The sequence below is a fragment of the Streptomonospora litoralis genome (assembly GCF_004323735.1).
Classification (GTDB): Bacteria; Actinomycetota; Actinomycetes; order Streptosporangiales; family Streptosporangiaceae; genus Streptomonospora; species Streptomonospora litoralis.
Genome location: NZ_CP036455.1, coordinates 3,090,497 through 3,107,643 on the forward strand (window position 1 = coordinate 3,090,497; position 17,147 = coordinate 3,107,643).

The 17,147-nt window shown below is 74.8% G+C and carries 14 protein-coding genes; 3 read left to right on the top strand and 11 right to left on the bottom strand.

From position 1 onward, the window contains the following. Positions 1-81: 81 nt before the first annotated feature. The 9 genes from EKD16_RS13295 to EKD16_RS13335 all read right to left on the bottom strand — a co-directional run bounded on the left by EKD16_RS13295 (position 82) and on the right by EKD16_RS13335 (position 11,926). Positions 82-1,455, bottom strand: a complete 1,374-nt coding sequence (locus tag EKD16_RS13295) for a PfkB family carbohydrate kinase (RefSeq protein WP_131098671.1) — start codon at positions 1,453-1,455, stop codon at positions 82-84. Beyond that, entirely contained in the window at positions 1,452-2,045 is a 594-nt protein-coding gene (locus EKD16_RS13300; protein WP_131098672.1) for a D-sedoheptulose-7-phosphate isomerase, read from the bottom strand. Before EKD16_RS13300 ends, EKD16_RS13295 begins: the two co-directional genes overlap by 4 nt. Further along, the gene (locus EKD16_RS13305) at positions 2,045-3,289 is read right to left on the bottom strand and encodes a glycosyltransferase (RefSeq protein ID WP_131098673.1); all 1,245 of its coding nucleotides are present in this window, start codon (positions 3,287-3,289) and stop codon (positions 2,045-2,047) included. Before EKD16_RS13305 ends, EKD16_RS13300 begins: the two co-directional genes overlap by 1 nt. Then, positions 3,286-4,311 carry a glycosyltransferase gene (locus tag EKD16_RS13310; RefSeq protein WP_242676958.1) on the bottom strand — a complete coding sequence of 342 codons (1,026 nt, stop codon included), beginning with the start codon at positions 4,309-4,311 and terminating at the stop codon, positions 3,286-3,288. The genes EKD16_RS13305 and EKD16_RS13310 overlap by 4 nt, the downstream gene beginning before the upstream one ends. Then, complete coding sequence (locus EKD16_RS13315) at positions 4,308-5,363, bottom strand: glycosyltransferase family 9 protein (protein WP_131098674.1); 1,056 nt, start codon at positions 5,361-5,363, stop codon at positions 4,308-4,310. The genes EKD16_RS13310 and EKD16_RS13315 overlap by 4 nt, the downstream gene beginning before the upstream one ends. Next, positions 5,360-6,994 carry an HAD-IIIA family hydrolase gene (locus tag EKD16_RS13320; protein WP_131098675.1) on the bottom strand — a complete coding sequence of 545 codons (1,635 nt, stop codon included), beginning with the start codon at positions 6,992-6,994 and terminating at the stop codon, positions 5,360-5,362. The genes EKD16_RS13315 and EKD16_RS13320 overlap by 4 nt, the downstream gene beginning before the upstream one ends. A 1-nt stretch (position 6,995) precedes the next feature. Beyond that, positions 6,996-8,648 carry a carbamoyltransferase family protein gene (locus EKD16_RS13325; RefSeq protein ID WP_131098676.1) on the bottom strand — a complete coding sequence of 551 codons (1,653 nt, stop codon included), beginning with the start codon at positions 8,646-8,648 and terminating at the stop codon, positions 6,996-6,998. Positions 8,649-8,952: 304 nt separating this feature from the next. Then, entirely contained in the window at positions 8,953-11,496 is a 2,544-nt protein-coding gene (locus EKD16_RS13330) for an ATP-dependent Clp protease ATP-binding subunit (RefSeq protein WP_131098677.1), read from the bottom strand. 70 nt (positions 11,497-11,566) lie between these two features. Continuing rightward, positions 11,567-11,926: a hypothetical protein gene (locus tag EKD16_RS13335; protein ID WP_131098678.1), complete on the bottom strand. Its 360-nt coding sequence runs from the start codon at positions 11,924-11,926 to the stop codon at positions 11,567-11,569. Positions 11,927-12,154: 228 nt separating this feature from the next. On the opposite strand from EKD16_RS13335, the gene EKD16_RS13340 reads away from it, so the two are divergent. Beyond that, positions 12,155-12,547 carry a PPOX class F420-dependent oxidoreductase gene (locus EKD16_RS13340; protein ID WP_131098679.1) on the top strand — a complete coding sequence of 131 codons (393 nt, stop codon included), beginning with the start codon at positions 12,155-12,157 and terminating at the stop codon, positions 12,545-12,547. A gap of 454 nt (positions 12,548-13,001) precedes the next feature. On the opposite strand, the gene ctaD is transcribed toward EKD16_RS13340, so the two are convergent. Together ctaD and EKD16_RS13350 are read right to left on the bottom strand one after the other, a co-directional pair. Continuing rightward, complete coding sequence (gene ctaD, locus EKD16_RS13345; RefSeq protein WP_131098680.1) at positions 13,002-14,681, bottom strand: aa3-type cytochrome oxidase subunit I; 1,680 nt, start codon at positions 14,679-14,681, stop codon at positions 13,002-13,004. Positions 14,682-14,752: 71 nt separating this feature from the next. Further along, entirely contained in the window at positions 14,753-15,013 is a 261-nt protein-coding gene (locus EKD16_RS13350; RefSeq protein WP_131098681.1) for a DUF3040 domain-containing protein, read from the bottom strand. Between the two features lie 334 nt (positions 15,014-15,347). On the opposite strand from EKD16_RS13350, the gene EKD16_RS13355 reads away from it, so the two are divergent. Together EKD16_RS13355 and EKD16_RS13360 are read left to right on the top strand one after the other, a co-directional pair. Then, positions 15,348-15,767 (top strand): CBS domain-containing protein, encoded by a 420-nt coding sequence (locus EKD16_RS13355; protein WP_131098682.1) that lies wholly within the window; start codon positions 15,348-15,350, stop codon positions 15,765-15,767. A gap of 79 nt (positions 15,768-15,846) precedes the next feature. Next, positions 15,847-16,986 carry a glycosyltransferase family 9 protein gene (locus EKD16_RS13360; protein ID WP_131098683.1) on the top strand — a complete coding sequence of 380 codons (1,140 nt, stop codon included), beginning with the start codon at positions 15,847-15,849 and terminating at the stop codon, positions 16,984-16,986. Positions 16,987-17,147 lie beyond the last annotated feature (161 nt).

Below are 17,147 nucleotides of genomic sequence, written 5' to 3' on the forward strand. Positions count from 1 at the left end.
TCGAACGGTGCGGGTGTGCTGATCGCGTCGCCGCGCGGGCCTCGGCGCTGCGCGCGCCGGGCGCGGGCGCCGCCGCCGGGCTCAGGGCGGGGTGCGGTCGCGGGCGGCGACCATCCGGCTGGTGGAGCGTCCGGGCAGCAGCGGCAGGATGACCGCCTCCCCGCCGACGGCGGTCACGGCGGACAGTTCGGGCAGCTCCGCGGCGGTGTAGTCGCCGCCCTTGACCCACACGTCGGGGCGCAGCCGCTCGACCATGCGGGCAGGGGTGGGCTCGTCGAAGACGGTGACGGCGTCGACGCAGTCCAGGGCGGAGAGCACCCGGATGCGGTCCTCGGCCGCCGTCACGGGGCGGCCCGGCCCCTTCTGCGCGCGCACGGCGGCGTCGCCGTTGAGGCAGACGACCAGGCAGTCGCCCAGCGAGCGGGCGCGGCGCAGCAGGCTGACGTGGCCGGCGTGCAGGACGTCGAAGCAGCCGCCCGCGGCGACCACCTTGCCGCCGCTGCGGCGCACGCGCTCGGCCAGAGCCTCGGCGCTCTCCCCCAGGCCCAGCGGCAGCGCCCCGGCCATGGGGCCCGATGCCGCGGCCGCACCGGCGGCCCCGTTGCGCACGAAGCGGGAAGCCGCCTGGACGCTTTCGCCGACGGCTCCGGCTGCGTCGGCCCCGCCGCGCAGCGCCGCAGCGGCGGCGCCGCTGAAGCGGTCGCCGGCGCCGCAGGCGTCGGCGCGGGCCAGGCGCAGCGGTGCCGGAAAGAACCGGGCCGGCTGCCGCGGGCCCGCCAGTACGGCGCCCTCGCTGCCGAGGGTGACGGCGACCGATGCGGCCCCCCATGTGCCGGCCAGGCGCGCGGCGGCGGCGCCGGCGGCGTCGGGTTCGGCCGCGCCGGCCTCTGCGGCGTTGGGGGTGACCAGGGCGGCGCCGGGCACGGGTGCCGCTCCGCGCGGGTGCGGGTCCCACACCAGCGGTACAGCGGCGGCGGCCCGGGCCAGCGCGGCGCGCACGGCGGGCAGGTCGGCCACGCCGCGGCCGTAGTCGGCGACGAGCACGGCACCGGCCCGTTCGACGGCGGTGACCGCGCGGTCGTCGACGCCCGCGGGCGCGGGCCGGCCCGCGCCCTGGTCGACGCGCACGACCGTGCGGTCCGCGTCGCGGATGCGGGACTTCGTCGGCGTCGCCCCGCGCTGGGGCAGGCGCAGCAGGGTCAGCGAGTCGTGCAGCAGCGCGGCGACGCGGTCGCCGGCGGCGTCCTCGGCCAGCGCGCAGACCAGCACGACGGGGTGTCCGTCGCGGGCGGCCAGCCACGCGGCCAGGGCGGCGCCGCCGGGGCGGTGCCAGGCCGAGGGCGCGTCCAGTACCGGTGCGTCGCCGCCGTGGCCCCCGCCGCGGTGCACTCCGGCGACGTCGATGTCGAGGAAGGCGTCGCCCACCACTACCAGCGGCCCCGGGGCGCGGCTCACGCGGCGCCCTCCCGGGCCGGCCGCCGCTGCCGCGGCGCCGCGGGCACGGCGCAGACCGCGTCGACCTCCTCGCACATCAGATGGATCAGCGAGAGGTGGACCTCCTGGACCGTGGCCGTGTCGGGCGAGGGCACGGCCAGGGTCTCCTCGCAGGCGGCCTGCAGTGCGCTGGGCTCGGCACCGGCCATCGCCCAGGTGCGCAGCCCCAGCTCGCCGGCCGTGACCGCGGCGGCGACGACGTTCTCGCTGGCGCCGCTGGTGGACAGGCACACCAGGACGTCGCCGGGGCGCGCGTGGGCGCGCAACTGGCGGGCGAAGACCTCGCGGTAGCCGTAGTCGTTGGCGATGGCGGTGAGGCTGGAGGTGTCGGCGTGCAGGCAGATCGCCGAGAGGGGCGTGCGCTCGGTGCGAAAGCGGCCGGTCAGCTCGGCGGTGAGGTGCTGCGCCTCGGCCGCGCTGCCCCCGTTGCCGCAGGCGAAGAGCCGGCGGCCGCACGGCAGGTGTTCGCCGAGGAAGCGCCCCCACCGCTGGACCTGTTCGCCGTCGACGCCCTCCAGCGCGGTGCTGAGCCGTCGGAGCCGGGGATGCATCAGACACCTCCCGTGGTGGGCACGGCGGCCGCGCCGGTGGGCCGGTGCGCCTCGCGGCCGCGTTCGAGCAGCACGCTCTCGTAGCACTGCTCGGTCTGGCGGGCCACCAGCGGCCAGGTGTAGCGCACCGCGGCGCGGTCGGCCCCGGCGATGGCCAGGCTCTCCCGGGTGACGGGGTCGGCCATCAGCATCCGGATCCAGTAGGCCAGCGTGCGGGCGTCGCGCGGCGGGACCAGGCGGCCGGTGACGCCCTGCACCACGGTGTCGAGATGGCCGCCGACGTTGGAGGCGATCACGCAGACACCGCAGGCCATCGCCTCGACGGTGCTCATGCCGAAGGGCTCGTACCAGGGGACGTTGACGCAGAGGTCGGCCGAGCGCAGCAGCCCGGGCACCTCCGATCGCGGCACGCCGCCGGTGAAGGCGACGCGGTCGGCCACGCCGGCTTCCTCGGCGGCCGCCCGCAGTCCCGCGATGTGGGGATCCGCGTCCATCCGCTCGGGTGCGGCGCCGCCGGCGACGACGAGTTCGGCCTCTGGGACCCCGGCCAGCGCGCCGATAAGGGTGCGGATGCCCTTGCGGGGCACGATCCGGCCCAGGCTGAGGATGCGGAAGCGCTCCCCGCGCTCGGCGGACCGGCCTTCGGGGCGGAACAGCTCCGGGTCGACGGCGCAGGGCACCACTGTGATGCGCCGGGAGTCGACGTTCCAGGAGCGCAGCTCGCGCCGTTCCAGCGACGAGGTGGCGACGACGCGGTCGACGCGGCGGGCGACGTCGGCCTCGACTTGTTCCCGCTCGGAGGGGCTGGTGTCGTCCTCGCCCTGGTGGCGGCTCTTGTCGACGCCCAGGGCGTGGAAGGTCTGCACGACGGGCGTGCCGGTGGCCCCGCCCGCCTCCAGTGCGGCGCTGCCGCTCATCCAGTAGTGGGCGTGGGCGATATCGGGGCTGCTGCGGCTCCACTCGGCCCGGAGGTGCTCGGCGAACTCGCCCATGTGCGGCGGGAGTTCGTCCTTGCTCAGCGGCCGCGGCGGTCCGGCACTGACGTGGTGCACCCGCACGCCGGGTGCGAACTCGACGGTCTCGGGGTCTTCGGCCCGCGTCCGGCGGGTGTGCACCGTCACCTCGTGGCCGCGGGCGCCCAGGGCCCGGGCCAGATCGGCGACGTGCACGTTCTGCCCGCCGGTGTCCTCCTCGCCGAGCAGGGCCAGCGGGCCGGCGTGTTCGGAGACCATGGCGATCCTCACCGTGTCACCTCCTGGAGTAGCCGGTCCCAGTCGCCGAGGAACCGGTCGATGGAATACCGGCGCAGGGCCGCCGCACGCGCGGCCCGGCCGCACTCGGCGGCGCGGGCCGGGTCGCACAGCAGCTCGCGCAGCGCGCGGCACAGTGCGTCGACGCCGGTCGTCGCCAGACCGGCATCGGGGGGGATCGCCTCGCGGGCCTCGGTGGCGGCCAGAGCGAGGACGGGCATGCCCAGCAGCATGGCCTCGATGAGCGAGAGGCCCAGCGAGGTCCAGCGCAGCGGGTGCAGATAGACGCGCCTGCGCGCGAGTTCGGCGTGCAGGCGGTGCTGGGGCAGGTCGTCATAGGGGCGCAGCTGTTCGGCGGACAGGCCGAGTGCGGCGGGCGCGTCGGCCACTCCCATGCCGAACAGGTCCAGGGGCGCCGCGCCGGCGAAGCGGGGCAGCAGGTCGGTGCCGGTGACACGGCCGCGGCGCAGCGGCTCGTTGATCACCACCCCGGCGCGCTCCACCTCCCCGGTGTAGCGGTGGCCGGGATCCACCACGCCGTGCTCGACGACGGCCGTGGGGGCGCGGCCGCAGTCCCAGAACAGCTCGTTGAAGTGGGTCACGTGCACGACGGGGATGTCGGAGCGTTCGGCAAGGGGGTGGCGCGTGCGGGGCACATCCCCTTGGGGAGCGTTGTGCTCGACGTAGACGGCGGGCACGTCGCGGCCGGGGCGGCGTCCGCCGAGCCACCGCTGTGCCAGCTCCAGCTCGTGGGGGCGCTGCAGCACGACGGCGTCGACCGGTTCGGCGGCGAGGTGCTCGGGGGCGACCTCTACGGCGTTGGCGGGCCAGGTCCAGGTGTCGGCGCGGCCGCGGCCGTCGGGGCCGCGGTCGGCGTCGGCGGGCAGCAGGCAGCGGTGGCGCCCCTGCACGAAGGACGTGGTCCAGGAACCGTGCACGTGCCAGAGCAGGATCCGCAGCGACGGCGCCGGGGGCCCGTCGTGCTGCGCTGTGGTGAGCTGCTGCTGCAGGGTCACGGCGGTCCTCCGGCGAGCTCGTCGACGGCGGCGAGGACGTCCGCCGGGGTCACGCTGTTCAGGCAGGGGTGCCCGGGCACGGGGCAGGTGCGCGCCCGAGTGCCGCGGCAGGGGGCGTCCTGGTCGCCGAGGACGCGCACCGGGCTTCCCCGCGGGGCCCACGAGGAGGCCGAGACCACCGGCGCGAACAGCGAGACGACGGGCGTGCCCACCGCGGTGGCCAGGTGCGCGGCCCCGGTGTTGCCGCTGACCAGGACCGATGCACCGGCCAGCACGCCCGCGAGCTCTGCCAGGCCGGTGCGCCCGCCCAGGTCGCGGGCCGCGGCGCCGGCCACGGCCGCGGTGTCGCGGCCCTCCGGTGCGCCTCCGGTGACCACCACGCGGCGGCCCTGGGCGGCGAGCGCGGCCACGGTGTCCTCCGCGAGCGGCCGCGGGATGGCGCGGGCCGGTGCCGAGGCCCCGGCGTGGAGGGCGACGTAGCCGGGGCCGCCCGCCAGGTGCGCGGTCTCGGGCAGCGGGCCGCGGATGCGCGGCGCACCGTCGTCGCCGGGCGGCAGCCGGTAGCCGGCCGCCTCGGCCAGGTGCAGCATGCGCTCGGCTTCGGGACGGGTGTGGTCGGTGCGGTGGCGCAGGTTGAGCAGGGAGCCCGGGTAGTCCTCGCAGGCCGCCCCGATCCAGCCTACGCCGGCCAGTCGCAGCAGGGCCGCCAGCGGCAGCGGCGACTGGTGGAAGGAGGTCAGGATGAGCGCGGCGGCGGGGTCCTCGGCCCGCACGGCGGCGATGAGGTCCTCGGCGCTTCGCGGCGTCAGCGCGGGCGGCTCGGGGTCGATCCAGGGCGCGCACCACTGGAGCACCCGGTCGACGCCCGGCAGCAGGTCGGCGGCGGCGCGTCCGCGGGGGCCGGCGAGCAGCACGAGGCGGTCGGCGCCGCCGGCCGCGGCGCGCACGGCCGGGCCGGCGAGCAGGACGTCGCCGACGTTGTCCATACGCGCCACCAGCACGGTGCCGCCGCGCGGCGCCGGGGCGCCTTCACCGGTTCCGGGCGCGCTCATCGTGCACTCCCGCGCAGCAGGCGGCGCACGGCCGAGGTCAGCCGGGCGGCGGTCTCGGGCGCCGCCGCCGTCTCCGCAGGCCGGGTCGCCGGGCCCGGGACCAGGACGGCGCGGGCCCCGGCGGCCCGGGCGGCGTCGACGTCGGCGCCGATGTCGCCGATGACCGCGCACTCCTCGGGTGCCACGCCGAGTTCGGCGGCGGCGGCGTCGACGAGTCCCGGCCGGGGTTTGCGGCAGGCGCAACCGTCGTCGGCGCCGTGGGTGCACACGGCCCAGACGTCGAAGGGGCCCAGTCGCCCCTCTACCTCGGCGTTGACGGCGTCGAGCTGTTCGGCGGCGATGAACCCGCGGGCGACGCCGGACTGGTTGCTGACCACACCCAGGCGCAGTCCGGCGGAGCGCACGCGCCGCAGGGCGCGCCGCGCTCCGGGCAGCGGCCGGACACGGTCGGGGTCGGCGTTGTAGGCGACGTCGTACACGAGCGTGCCGTCGCGGTCGAACAGGACGGCCTTGACGGGCCGGTCGGCGTGCGGAAGCGCGCCGCGGTGGCGCCACTCCCCCAGCAGCCGCTGCGCGCAGGCCGCGGGCGGGATGAGGACGCTGGTGACCGCCATCCGCACGACCTCGTCCGCGCTGCGCGGCCCCGGCGCGATCCGCCGCCAGGCGAATTCGGCGGTGGCCGCGAACCAGAGCAGGCCCAGTCCGGCGGCGAGGCCGCCGCCGAGCCGCGCGGTGCGTGCGGGCGCCGCGGGCGGGTCCGCGAGCCGCCGACCGGCGACGCGGACACGCCCGGAGGCGGGAGGCCCGTGGTGCGGCCGTCGTCCGCGCGCCGCGCCGGAAGCGCCGACCGCGGCGACCGCGCCGGCCAGCGCGGCGGTGGTGAGGACGTGGCGCGGCAGCCGTCCGGGCGGCTCGCCGACGCGTTCGCGCCAGTTCGGCCCGTGCCGCCGCATCAGCGCGTCGTCGGCGTTGCCGGCCTGGGCGGCGACGCTGCGCAGGAGCCGGTCGTCGCGCACCACCGGGTGCACGCTGCGCCGCGTGCCGGTGACGAGTCCGTAGCCGGCGTCGAGCACCCGCAGCGCGATGTCGGTGTCTTCGCGGTAGGCCCGCTTGAACCGGCGGTCGAAGCCGTCGACGGCCTCCAGCGCGGAGCGGCGGTAGGCCATGTCCGCGGTGATCCAGGCCGCGCCAGCCAGGGCGAGCGTTCCCCGCTCGGCGTCGGTGGGGCGCCGACCGGCAGGCGGCGGCACCTCGATGCGTCCCTGGCTGCCGCCGATTCCGGCGGAGCAGGCGGCGAGGTCCTCCGCCAGCCGCGCGGTCCAGTCGGGGCCGGGCAGCACATCGTCGTCCAGGAAGACTACCCAGGGCGTCGCCGTCCGGCGCCACCCGAGGTCGCGGGCGCAGGCCGGACCGCGCCCGCCCGAGCGCACCAGGGTGATGCCGGGAGCACCGGCGCCCGCCGGCGGCCCGTGCGGGTGCGCCCGGTCGTCGACCACGACGACCTCGGCGGGTGCGTGCGGCCCGTCGTCCAGCAGCGGGCGCAGCGTCTCGGCCAGGGCGGGGCGGCCCACCGTGGGAACCACGACGGAGTAGGCCGGTGCGCTGCCGAAGGCCGCGGGAGTGCGCTGCACGTCAGCCCCTCCCGTTCAGGCCGGTGCGCCGCACCGCGAAGGGGCCCAGCGCCAGCAGGTCGACCGGGGAGGAGCCGAAGCACTCCAGGGCGTCGCGGGGACTGTCGACCATGGGGCGCCCGGCCGTGTTGAGGCTGGTGTTGATGAGCACGCCTACGCCGGTACGGGCCTCGAAGCGCTCCAGCAGCCGGCTGAGCAGTTCCTGCGAGTGTTCGACGGTCTGCACGCGGGCCGTTCGGTCGGTGTGCACCACAGCGGGTATCCGTTCGCGCCACTCGGGGGCCACGTCGTGCACGAAGAGCATGTAGGGACTGGGCAGCGGTCCGCGGGAGAAGATCTCGCCGGCCCGTTCGGCGGACACCATCGGCGCCACCGGCCGGAAGCTCTCGCGGCCCTTGACACCGTTGAGGCGGTCCAGGTTGGCCGCGCGGGTGGGATTGGCCAGCAGGGAGCGGCAGCCCAGTGCGCGCGGCCCGTACTCGCTGCGCCCCTGGAACCAGGCGACCAGTTCGTCGCGCGCCAGTGCGGCCGCGACCGTGTCGGCGAGGTCGTCGGGCCGCTCGTAGGCGATGTCCGCGGCGTCGAGGGCGGCCGCGAGTTCGGCCTCGGTCCAGCCGCGCCCCAAATCGGCGCCTGCCATGGGCTCGGGGTCCTCGCCCGCGGCCTGCGCCAGGTGCAGGGCGCCGCCCAGCGCGGTTCCGGCGTCGCCTGCGGCGGGCTGCACCCAGACCTCCTCGAACGGCCCTTCCGCGGCGATGCGGGTGTTGGCGACGCAGTTCAGCGCGACTCCCCCGGCCATGGCCAGCCGCGGCAGGCCGGTCTCGCGGTGCAGCCAGAAGACCAGGTCGAGCAGCACCTCCTCCAGCCGCTGCTGCATGCTGGCGGCGAGGTCGGCGTGCTCCGCGGTCACCTCGCCGCCGGGCCGGCGGCGCTTGGCGAAAGCGGTGAAGTCGACGGGGTCGACGCGCACGCCGCCGTCGCCGCCGGGGGCGATCAGCTCGCGCAGCGCGCCGATGTAGCGCGGCCGCCCGGACGAGGCCAGCGCCATGACCTTGTACTCGTCGCTGGAGCGCTGGAATCCGAGGTGGTCGGTGAGGTTCTCGTAGATCAGCCCGAGCGAGTGCGGCAGGCTCTGGCGGGCCAGGATCTCCAGTTCACCGCCGCGGTAGGCGCCGGCCAGGTGGGCGGCGTCCTCGCCGCGGCCGTCGGCGGCGAAGACGGCGCAGTCGCGTCCGGCGCCGGACGCGGGCGCGGCCAGCCCCGCGGAGGCGGCGTGGGCGACGTGGTGGGGCACGTGGTGCACCCGCTCGGGATCCAGGCCGGGCAGCGCGGTCGACAGGAACGCGGGCGCGCGCCGGGTGTAGAGGGTGCGCAGGTCCTCCCAGGCCGGGTCGAGCCCTTCCAGGTCGGGCCGGACCAGCGAGGGGTCGTAGGAGTAGGCGACCCCGTCCAGGTCGGCGGGCGCGATACCGGCGAAGTCCAGGCACCAGCGCATGGCCTGCTCGGGCAGCTCCCACGCCGAGAACGGCACCGGCTTCTTGCCGTGCTTGCGCCGGCTGAACCGCTCCTCCTCGGCCGCGGCCACCACGGCGCCGTCGACGACGAGCGCGGCGGCCGGGTCGTGGAAGACTGCGTTGACTCCGAGGAACCGCATCGGCCGGCTCTCCTCCCCCGTTGCTCCCCGCTCCCCACGCGACGTGGGGTCCGTGTGCCCGCTGTTGCCGCGGGGCACGATCAGTCGACTACCAATCGAAGCGGCGCTGAAACAGCGTTGCCGATTACACCGGGCACTATAGTCACTCTCAGTAATCAAACTCCATTGTGCCGCCCGTGTCGGCGGCACAGCGGCACACGGCAGGCAGCACCGGCGGCAGGCGGCGGCCGATCGCCCCCGACCGGGTTGCGACACACGCCCGCGGGCGCCCGGTCGTCCGGACGCCCGCGGGTCGATCAGGTCCTCAGGCGGTGCTCGACGCGGGCCGCCGGGCACTGGAGTCGACGGTGAAGTCGAGTCCGTCGTCGCCGACCCCGACCGCGACGTGGTCTCCCGGCGCGATCTCGCCGCTGAGCAGCATGGAGGAGAGCCGGTTGCCGACGCTGCGCTGGATGGTGCGCGCCAGCGGGCGGGCGCCGAACTCGGGCTGGTGGCCGGTGGTGGCCAGCCACCGGACGGCCTCGTCGCCGAAGTCGATCCCGATGTCCTGGGCGTGCAGTCGGCGCGCGGTGTCCTCCAGCATCAGCCGGGTGATCTCGGCCAGCTCATCATCGCTGAGCTGGGAGAAGACGATGATCTCGTCCACCCGGTTGAGGAACTCCGGCCGGAACTCGTCGCGCAGGCGGGCCATGATGCGGTCGCGGGTGGCGCGGTCGCGATCGCCGTCGCCGGCGCCGGTGAACCCGATCGGGCCGCCGCCGGTGATGAACTCCGAGCCCAGGTTGCTGGTCATGATGACCACCACGTTGCGGAAGTCCACGGTGCGCCCCTGGCCGTCGGTGAGGCGCCCGTCGTCCAGCATCTGCAGCAGCAGGTTGAAGATGTCGGGGTGCGCCTTCTCGATCTCGTCCAGCAGGATCACCGTGTAGGGCGAGCGGCGCACCGCCTCGGTGAGCTGGCCCGCCTCTTCGTAGCCGACGTAGCCGGGAGGCGCGCCCACCAGCCGCGCGGCGGTGTGGCGCTCCTGGAACTCGCTCATGTCGAAGCGCACCATCTGGTCCTGGGAGCCGAACAGCGCCTCCGCCAGGGCCCGCGCCAGCTCGGTCTTGCCCACGCCGGTGGGGCCGAGGAAGAGGAAGCTGCCGATGGGCCGGTCCGGTGAGGCCAGCCCCGCGCGGGAGCGCCGCACCGCCTCGGCCACGGCGGTGACCGCCTCGTCCTGGCCGATGACGCGGGTGTGCAGCCGATCCTCCAGGCCGGTCAGCCGCTCGCGCTCCTCCTCGGTGAGCTGGGAGACCGGGATCGAGGTGATCCGCGAGACGACCTCGGCGATGTCCTCGACGCCGACCTCGGGCACCTGCTCGGCCCCGGAGTCGCGGGCCCGGTTGATGGACTCCCGCGTGCTGTTGATCTCGTCGCGGGCCTGTGAGGCGCCCTCGTAGTCCTCCTCGCGTACCGCGTGCTCCTTGCGGGTCTCCAGCTCGCGCAGCCGCTCCTCCAGTTCCTGGACGTCGACGCTGGGCCGCTTGGCGCGCAGCCGCACCCGGGCGCCGGCCTGGTCGACCATGTCGATCGCCTTGTCGGGCAGGAACCGGTCGGAGACGTAGCGGTCGGACAGCTCGGCGGCGGCCACCAGCCCGTCGTCGGAGAAGCGCACCTGGTGGTGGGCCTCGTAGCGGTCGCGCAGGCCGCGCAGGATCTCCACGGTGTCCTCGACGGAGGGCTCGGAGACCAGCACGGGCTGGAAGCGGCGCTCCAGCGCGGCGTCCTTCTCGATGTTCTGCCGGTACTCGTCGAGCGTCGTGGCGCCGATCATGTGCAGCTCACCCCGCGCCAGCGCGGGCTTGAGCATGTTGCCGGCGCTCATCGCGCCCTCGGCGCCGCCTGCGCCCACGACGGTGTGCAGCTCGTCGATGAATATCAGCAGCCGGTCGTCGTTGCGGATCTCCTCGATGATGTTGCGGACCCGCTCCTCGAAGTCGCCCCGGTAGCGGGTGCCCGCGACGACCCCGGCCAGATCGAGCTGGACCAGCCGGCGGCCGCTGAGCGTGTCGGGGACGTCGTTGTCGTAGATGCGCTGGGCGATGCCCTCGACGATCGCGGTCTTGCCCACGCCCGGGTCGCCGATGAGCACCGGGTTGTTCTTGCGGCGGCGGGCCAGCACCTCGATGGTCTGCTCCACCTCCGACTCGCGCCCCATCACCGGGTCCAGGCGCCCCTCGGCGGCCAGCGCGGTCATGTCCGTGCCGTACTCGTCGAGGTTGGGCGTGCTGCTCTGCCGCTGCTCGGTGCCGCCCTGGCCGCCGGCCGCGGCGGAGGGGCCCGATCCGGCGGCCGACTGCAGCGCGTCGGGGGTCACCCCCGATTCCGAGAGCAGGCGGCCGATACGCGACTCACCGTTCACCGCGAGCGCGAAGAGCATGTGCTCGGGGGCGATGTAGGGCTGACCCAGCGCGCGGGCGATCTGGTGCGCGTCCAGCAGGGTGCGCTTGGCCGCCGGAGTCAGCGCCGGAATGCCCGGTCCGGCCTGGGGCACGCGTCCCGCCTCGGTCTCGGCGGACTTGGCCAGGGTGTCCGGATCGGCGCCGGTGCGCTGCACGAGCTCGCGGGTCGGCCCGTAGCGCAGCACCGCCCACAGCAGGTGGGCCGCGTCGAGGTCGGTGCCGTCGGTCTGGGAGGCGCGGGCGATCGCCTCGGAGACCACCTCGCGGGTCTTGGCGTCCATCAGCTTGGACAGGTCGACGCGCTGGGTGGACCGGCGTGCGCCCCCCGGCCCGAAGAAGCGCGCCAGGAACTCCTCGAAGGAGCGGGGATCGAATCCGCCCCCCGACGGGAAGTCGTTGGTCATCGCGGGACCTCCTCATCGAAAGGGGCGCCCGCTGTCGGGCACCCCCGTACGGACGCGGTCGTGCTCCGCCTCATCCGGTGCCGGGCTGGTAGTCGCCCTTGGGTTCGGCCGGCTGTGCGGGCACGCCGTGCGGCGGCGGGTTGCCGTGGGGCGCCTGGCCCCGGGAGCTGACATCGGAACCACCGCGGGGCGCCTCCGGGGTCTCGGGATGGAAGGTCTGGTCGCCGCCGCTGGGTTCGGCGCCGTTCTCCAGTTCGTCCAAGCGGGACCGGAGGATCGCCAGCACGTTGGTCCGGTCGGCGTGGCCGGATTCGTAGTCGATCAGATCGCGCATCTGCTCCAGCGTCAGCGCTCGGACGCGGTGCTGCAGCGTTCCGATCGGCAGGCCCTCATAACCCGGGATCGGAGGCACGGGCTGCTCAGCGGACATCGACGGTCACCCCGTTCCCCGCCTTCTCGTCTCGAACGGCGCCGCCGGGCGGCGCCGCGGCTGCCTCGTCGGCCGCCGCTACCCGCACCCCTGCAGGCGAAACAGCCGGTGGCGGGCGGCGCCGCACGTGCACGGTGACGCCCGGCGGCGCGGGCCCCGGGCGACGTTTGGCGCGGGCGGTGGGTGATAGGTGAACGGTGCGCGTGCACCGCCGCGGAAAGGAGCGACATGAGCACCATTCCCGCCGACCGGGAGGACATCCTGCGCAAACCCGGCTTCGCCCACGTGGCGACGCTGGGCCCGCGGGGCGAGCCGCAGGCCAACCCGGTCTGGATCGACTGGGACGGCGAGTTCCTCCGCTTCAGCCAGACCCGCGGCAGGCAGAAGTACCGCAACCTGCTGCGCGACGACCGCATCTCGATGTCGGTGCAGGACCCCGACGATCCGTACCGCTACATCGAGGTCCGCGGGCGGGTCGAGTCGATCGCGGAGGACGACGGCAACGCCTTCATCGACCGCTTGGCCCAGCGCTACATCGACCAGGACCGCTACCCGTGGGCGGAGCCGGGCGAGGAGCGGATCGTGATCGCCGTGCGCCCGGAGCACACCACCAAGCAGTGACGCCGGCGGGGGTCCCGCGCCGCTCGCCGCCGGGGCGGGACCGCTCCCCCGAAGCGCGCGGCGGCACCCGGCGTGATTCGGCCGCGCCACCGGTGACGGGTAGAATCACTCCCGGGTCGTTCAATACTCAACAAAACGGCGATCCGAGCGTGCCGTCCCGGGCTGAGCGCATACCGGAACGCACGGGGCCGCGTGCCCGTTGCGACGGCACCGGCGCCGCGCCACTCGGCTGCGGATTCCGGCCGTACCCGGAGCGGGGTCACGGCTCCCTGGCGCCCCGCACGGCGGGGCGGCGCCGACCGGCCCTGCGGGCTCCATGACCGCGCCCGCGAGACCGTCCGTCCCGGTCTCGCGGGCGCGCCACTTCGGCGCAGGCGGGCGCCGGGCGCGCGCTCCGGTCGGCGACGCCGATTCTAGTGCCGGGCCGCCCGGCGAGAGCACCGGCCTGGCGGCGTCATCCGTCGGCGGCGGTGCCCGAGGCCCCCTTCTCCCGGTCCGCATGCGGAAACTTCAGGTCGAAAGCGGGCCGCTCGCTGCGGATCTGCGGCAGCGCCGTGAAGTTGTGCCGCGGCGGCGGACTGGAGGTGGCCCACTCCAGCGCGGAGCCGTAGCCCCACGGGTCGTCGGTCTCCACCATGGGGGCCTTGCGGGCGGTACGCCAGATGTTCCAGAAGAAGAACAGCGTGGAGGCCCCCAGCACGAAGGAGCCGATGCTGGAGATGAAGTTGAGCGTGGTGAACCCGTCGGAGGGCAGGTAGTCGGCGTACCGGCGCGGCATGCCCTCCACGCCCAGCCAGTGCTGGACGAGGAAGGTCGCGTGGAACCCGGCGAACAGCGTCCAGAAGTGGACCTTGCCCAGTCCCTCGTGCAGCATTCTGCCGGTCAGCTTGGGCCACCAGAAGTAGAAACCGGCGAACATCGCGAACACCACTGTGCCGAAGAGCACGTAGTGGAAGTGGCCGACCACGAAATAGGAGTCGGTGACGTGGAAGTCCAGCGGCGGCGAGGCCAGGATGACCCCGGTCAGCCCGCCGAAGAGGAACGTCACCAGAAAGCCCACGGAGAACAGCATCGGCGTGGGGAAGGTCAACTGGCCCCGCCACATGGTGCCGATCCAGTTGAAGAACTTGATCCCGGTCGGCACGGCGATCAGGAAGGACATGAACGAGAAGAACGGCAGCAGCACGGCTCCGGTCGCGAACATGTGGTGGGCCCACACCGTCATCGACAGCCCGGTGATGGCCATGGTGGCGCCGACCATCCCCCCGTAGCCGAACAGGGGTTTGCGCGAGAAGACGGGAATGACCTCGGTGATGATGCCGAAGAACGGCAGCGCGACGATGTAGACCTCGGGATGGCCGAAGAACCAGAACAGGTGCTGCCACAGGATCGCGCCGCCGTGTTCGGCCCCGTAGACCTGGGCCCCCAGGATGCGGTCGGCGGCGAGGGCGGCCAGCGCCGCGGTCAGCACCGGAAACGCCAGCAGGATGAGCACGCCGGTGAACACGGTGTTCCAGGTGAACAGCGGCAGCCGGAACATGGTCATGCCCGGTGCGCGCATCGCGGCGACGGTGGTCATGAAGTTGACGGCGCCGAGGATGGTGCCCAGCCCCGACACCAGCAGGCCCATCACCCACAGATCGCCGCCCAGCCCGGGCGAGCGCACCTCGTCGGAGAGCGGCGTGTAGGCGAACCAGCCGAAACTCGCCGCGCCGCCGGGGGTGAGGAAGCCGCCGAGCACCATCAGTCCGCCGAACACGAACAGCCAGAAGCTGAACGCGTTCAACCGGGGGAAGGCGACGTCGGGCGCGCCGATCTGCAGCGGCACGATCACGTTGGCGAACCCGACGAACAGCGGGGTCGCGAACAGCAGCATCATGATGGTGCCGTGGATGGTGAAGAGCTGGTTGTAGCCCTCGTGAGTGAGGACCTGCATGCCCGGCCAGAGCAGCTCCGCGCGGATCAGCATCGCCATGACGCCGGCCGCGAGGAAGAACCCGAACGAGGCGATGAGGTACATCTTGCCGATCACCTTGTGATCGGTTGACGTCAGCCAGCCGACGAGGGTCGACCCGCCGGCGATGGGACCGCGCCTCTCGGATGCCTCGCGCGCCGACGGGGCGGTCTGAGTCATGGCGATTCCGTTCCGTGGGTTCTGGGGAGGTTTCGAGCCGACGGGCTCGCGGCGGGACGGCCGCGGCGCGCTCAGGCGGTTCCGGCGGTGGCCGCGATCAGCACGAGCGCCGCCGCCAGCACGACCGCCCACACCAGTAGGACCCCCGCCCAAGGCGCCGGTTCGCGGGCGGCCGTCGGTTCGGCGGGCCCGGCCGGCTCCGCGGTCGCGGCGCGGTTGCGCGCGAGCCGGTCGGAGTAGTCGCGCATCCGGCGGTGGCAGTCGGGATCGTCCGCGGCGAGCTGCCGCTGCAGCCGGTGCAGTCTCGCCTCGTCCCTGCGGTCCAGGGCCATCGCCGTCCTCCTGTGATCTGCATGCGGGGGATGCCTGGCCGTGCTCTTCGGCGAGCGCGCCGCTACCCGTACCGGCGCCGGGCTAACGTCGGGCGCGCCGCCGCAGGCGGGCGTGTGCACCGATCCCAGCGCGTCTGCTGACTGCGGATTCTCCCAGCTCGGCGCATATGCGTCCGGGAGCGACCCGGCCGGGTTTCAGGCCGGTGGGGGTCGGTAGTGGTCTGGCATCAGCCAAGCCGCGGCCCGCGTCGGCCGCCGAGCCGCGTGATCGCGCGGACTCCCAGGGCGACGCGGACCGCCGAGCGCGAACGCGGTTCGCAGCCAGGAGGATCCCATGGCCGAGCAGGTGCGGGAGATCATGACCCAGCCTCCCTACACCGTGTCCCCGGAGACGACGCTGTACGAGGTCGCCGTGATCATGCGCGACAAGGACATCGGCGACGTGGTGGTGGCCGAGGACGACCGGGTGGTCGGCGTGCTGACCGACCGCGACATCGTGGTCCGCTGCGTCGCCGACGGCGCCGACTGCGGCCGGGCTACGGCCCGCGGCACTCTCAGCGGGCGACTCGCGGTCGTCGGGCCGCGCGACAGCATCGACGACGCGGTGCGCAGCATGCGCGAGAACGCGGTGCGCCGGCTGCCGGTCGTCGACGAGGACCGGCTCGTCGGGATGGTCACCCTGGGCGACCTCGCTGTCGAGCGCGACCCCTCCTCGGTTCTCGCCGAGATCAGCGGGAGCCACGCCAACACCTGATCGGCGGGCCGGACGCGGGCGGCGGCCGCGTCCGGAGTGGCCGTGTTTGGCCGGCGGGGCCCGCGGTAGCGGCGGGCGCATGAGCAGTCCCCATGCGGAGGCGCAGGCGCGCCACCAGCGATCGGAGCGGCCCCGTCCCCTGGCCGACGCGGCGGCCCCGTCCACCGGCCGCCCGCAGCGCCTACTGGTGCTGCGCGCCTTGGGGCTGGGCGACTTCCTCACCGCCGTCCCCGCCCTGCGCGCCCTGGAACGCGCCCACCCGGGCTGGAGTCTGCACCTCGCCGCCCCCTCGGCGCACGGCGACCTGCTCACGTCGGCGGGGCTCGACTGGCGGCTGCTGCCGACCACGGGTCCGGCCACGCCGCCGTGGCCCTATCCCGACCCGCCCGATACAGCCGTCAACCTGCACGGCAGCGGCCCCGAGTCGGTGCGGGCGCTGCGGGCGCCGGCGCCCGGGCGGTTGGTGACCCATGCCGGTCCCGGCGCGCCGGGAGTTCCGGGCCCGCCGTGGCCGGGGCCGATCCACGACGTCGACATCTGGTGCCGGCTGCTCGCGGCGCACGGCATCAGCGCGGATCCCGGCGACGTGCGGTTGCCGCGCACCGGGGGGCCGGTCGACGCGAGCGGGGCCGCCGTCGTGCACCCCGGTGCGGCGTTCCCGGCGCGGCGCTGGCCCGCCGACCGCTTCGCCGCCGTCGCCCGCCACCTGGCCGACCGCGGACTCGACGTCGCGATCACGGGCTCCGCGGCGGAGCGCCCGCTGGCACGCGACGTCGCCGACCGCGCTGGCCTGCACGAGCGGCACGTGCACGCGGGGCGGACCCCATTGCCCGAGTTGGCGGCACTGGTGGCCGACGCCCCGCTGGTCGTGTGCGGCGACACCGGGACGGCCCACCTGGCCACCGCCTACTCCACCCCGTCGGTCGTGCTGTTCGGCCCGGTCGACCCGGCGCTGTGGGGGCCGCGTATCGACACGGCCCGCCACACCTGCCTGTGGCACGGGCGCCGCGGCGACCCGCACGGCCGCGAGCCCGATCCCGGGCTGCTGCGCATCGGCGTGGACGAGGTCGTCGCCGCGGCCGAGCGGATGCTGGCGCACAACCGGCCGTTCAGCGGTCCCGGCACCAATCGGCCGCCGCAACCGCGCCGCCCCGGTCGGCCGGGTCGCACGGGAGCCGCCGGCGCGTTCCGTCGCGAATCACGACTTGTCGCGGAATGAAGAAAATGTCCATTCCGACGTTTCGCTGATCATGGGTGCGGTAGCCGCGTACTGCACAGGCCGAACCGGTGCTCCGGCACCGGCGGAGCCGAGGCGGGTCCTTCTCGATGACGCGATGTCGGGGGGCGAGAGGACCTTCCTCGGCGGATCGCGCGCCAGGA

What these genes read in the sequence shown, in the direction of transcription:
- EKD16_RS13300 (WP_131098672.1), bottom strand. Translation starts at nt 2,045, where the DNA reads ATGCATCCCCGGCTCCGACGGCTCAGCACCGCGCTGGAGGGCGTCGAC.
- EKD16_RS13355 (WP_131098682.1), top strand. Translation starts at nt 15,348, where the DNA reads ATGGCCGAGCAGGTGCGGGAGATCATGACCCAGCCTCCCTACACCGTG.
- ctaD (WP_131098680.1), bottom strand. Translation starts at nt 14,681, where the DNA reads ATGACTCAGACCGCCCCGTCGGCGCGCGAGGCATCCGAGAGGCGCGGT.
- EKD16_RS13315 (WP_131098674.1), bottom strand. Translation starts at nt 5,363, where the DNA reads ATGAGCGCGCCCGGAACCGGTGAAGGCGCCCCGGCGCCGCGCGGCGGC.
- EKD16_RS13335 (WP_131098678.1), bottom strand. Translation starts at nt 11,926, where the DNA reads ATGTCCGCTGAGCAGCCCGTGCCTCCGATCCCGGGTTATGAGGGCCTG.
- EKD16_RS13330 (WP_131098677.1), bottom strand. Translation starts at nt 11,496, where the DNA reads ATGACCAACGACTTCCCGTCGGGGGGCGGATTCGATCCCCGCTCCTTC.
- EKD16_RS13340 (WP_131098679.1), top strand. Translation starts at nt 12,155, where the DNA reads ATGAGCACCATTCCCGCCGACCGGGAGGACATCCTGCGCAAACCCGGC.
- EKD16_RS13360 (WP_131098683.1), top strand. Translation starts at nt 15,847, where the DNA reads ATGAGCAGTCCCCATGCGGAGGCGCAGGCGCGCCACCAGCGATCGGAG.
- EKD16_RS13350 (WP_131098681.1), bottom strand. Translation starts at nt 15,013, where the DNA reads ATGGCCCTGGACCGCAGGGACGAGGCGAGACTGCACCGGCTGCAGCGG.
- EKD16_RS13325 (WP_131098676.1), bottom strand. Translation starts at nt 8,648, where the DNA reads ATGCGGTTCCTCGGAGTCAACGCAGTCTTCCACGACCCGGCCGCCGCG.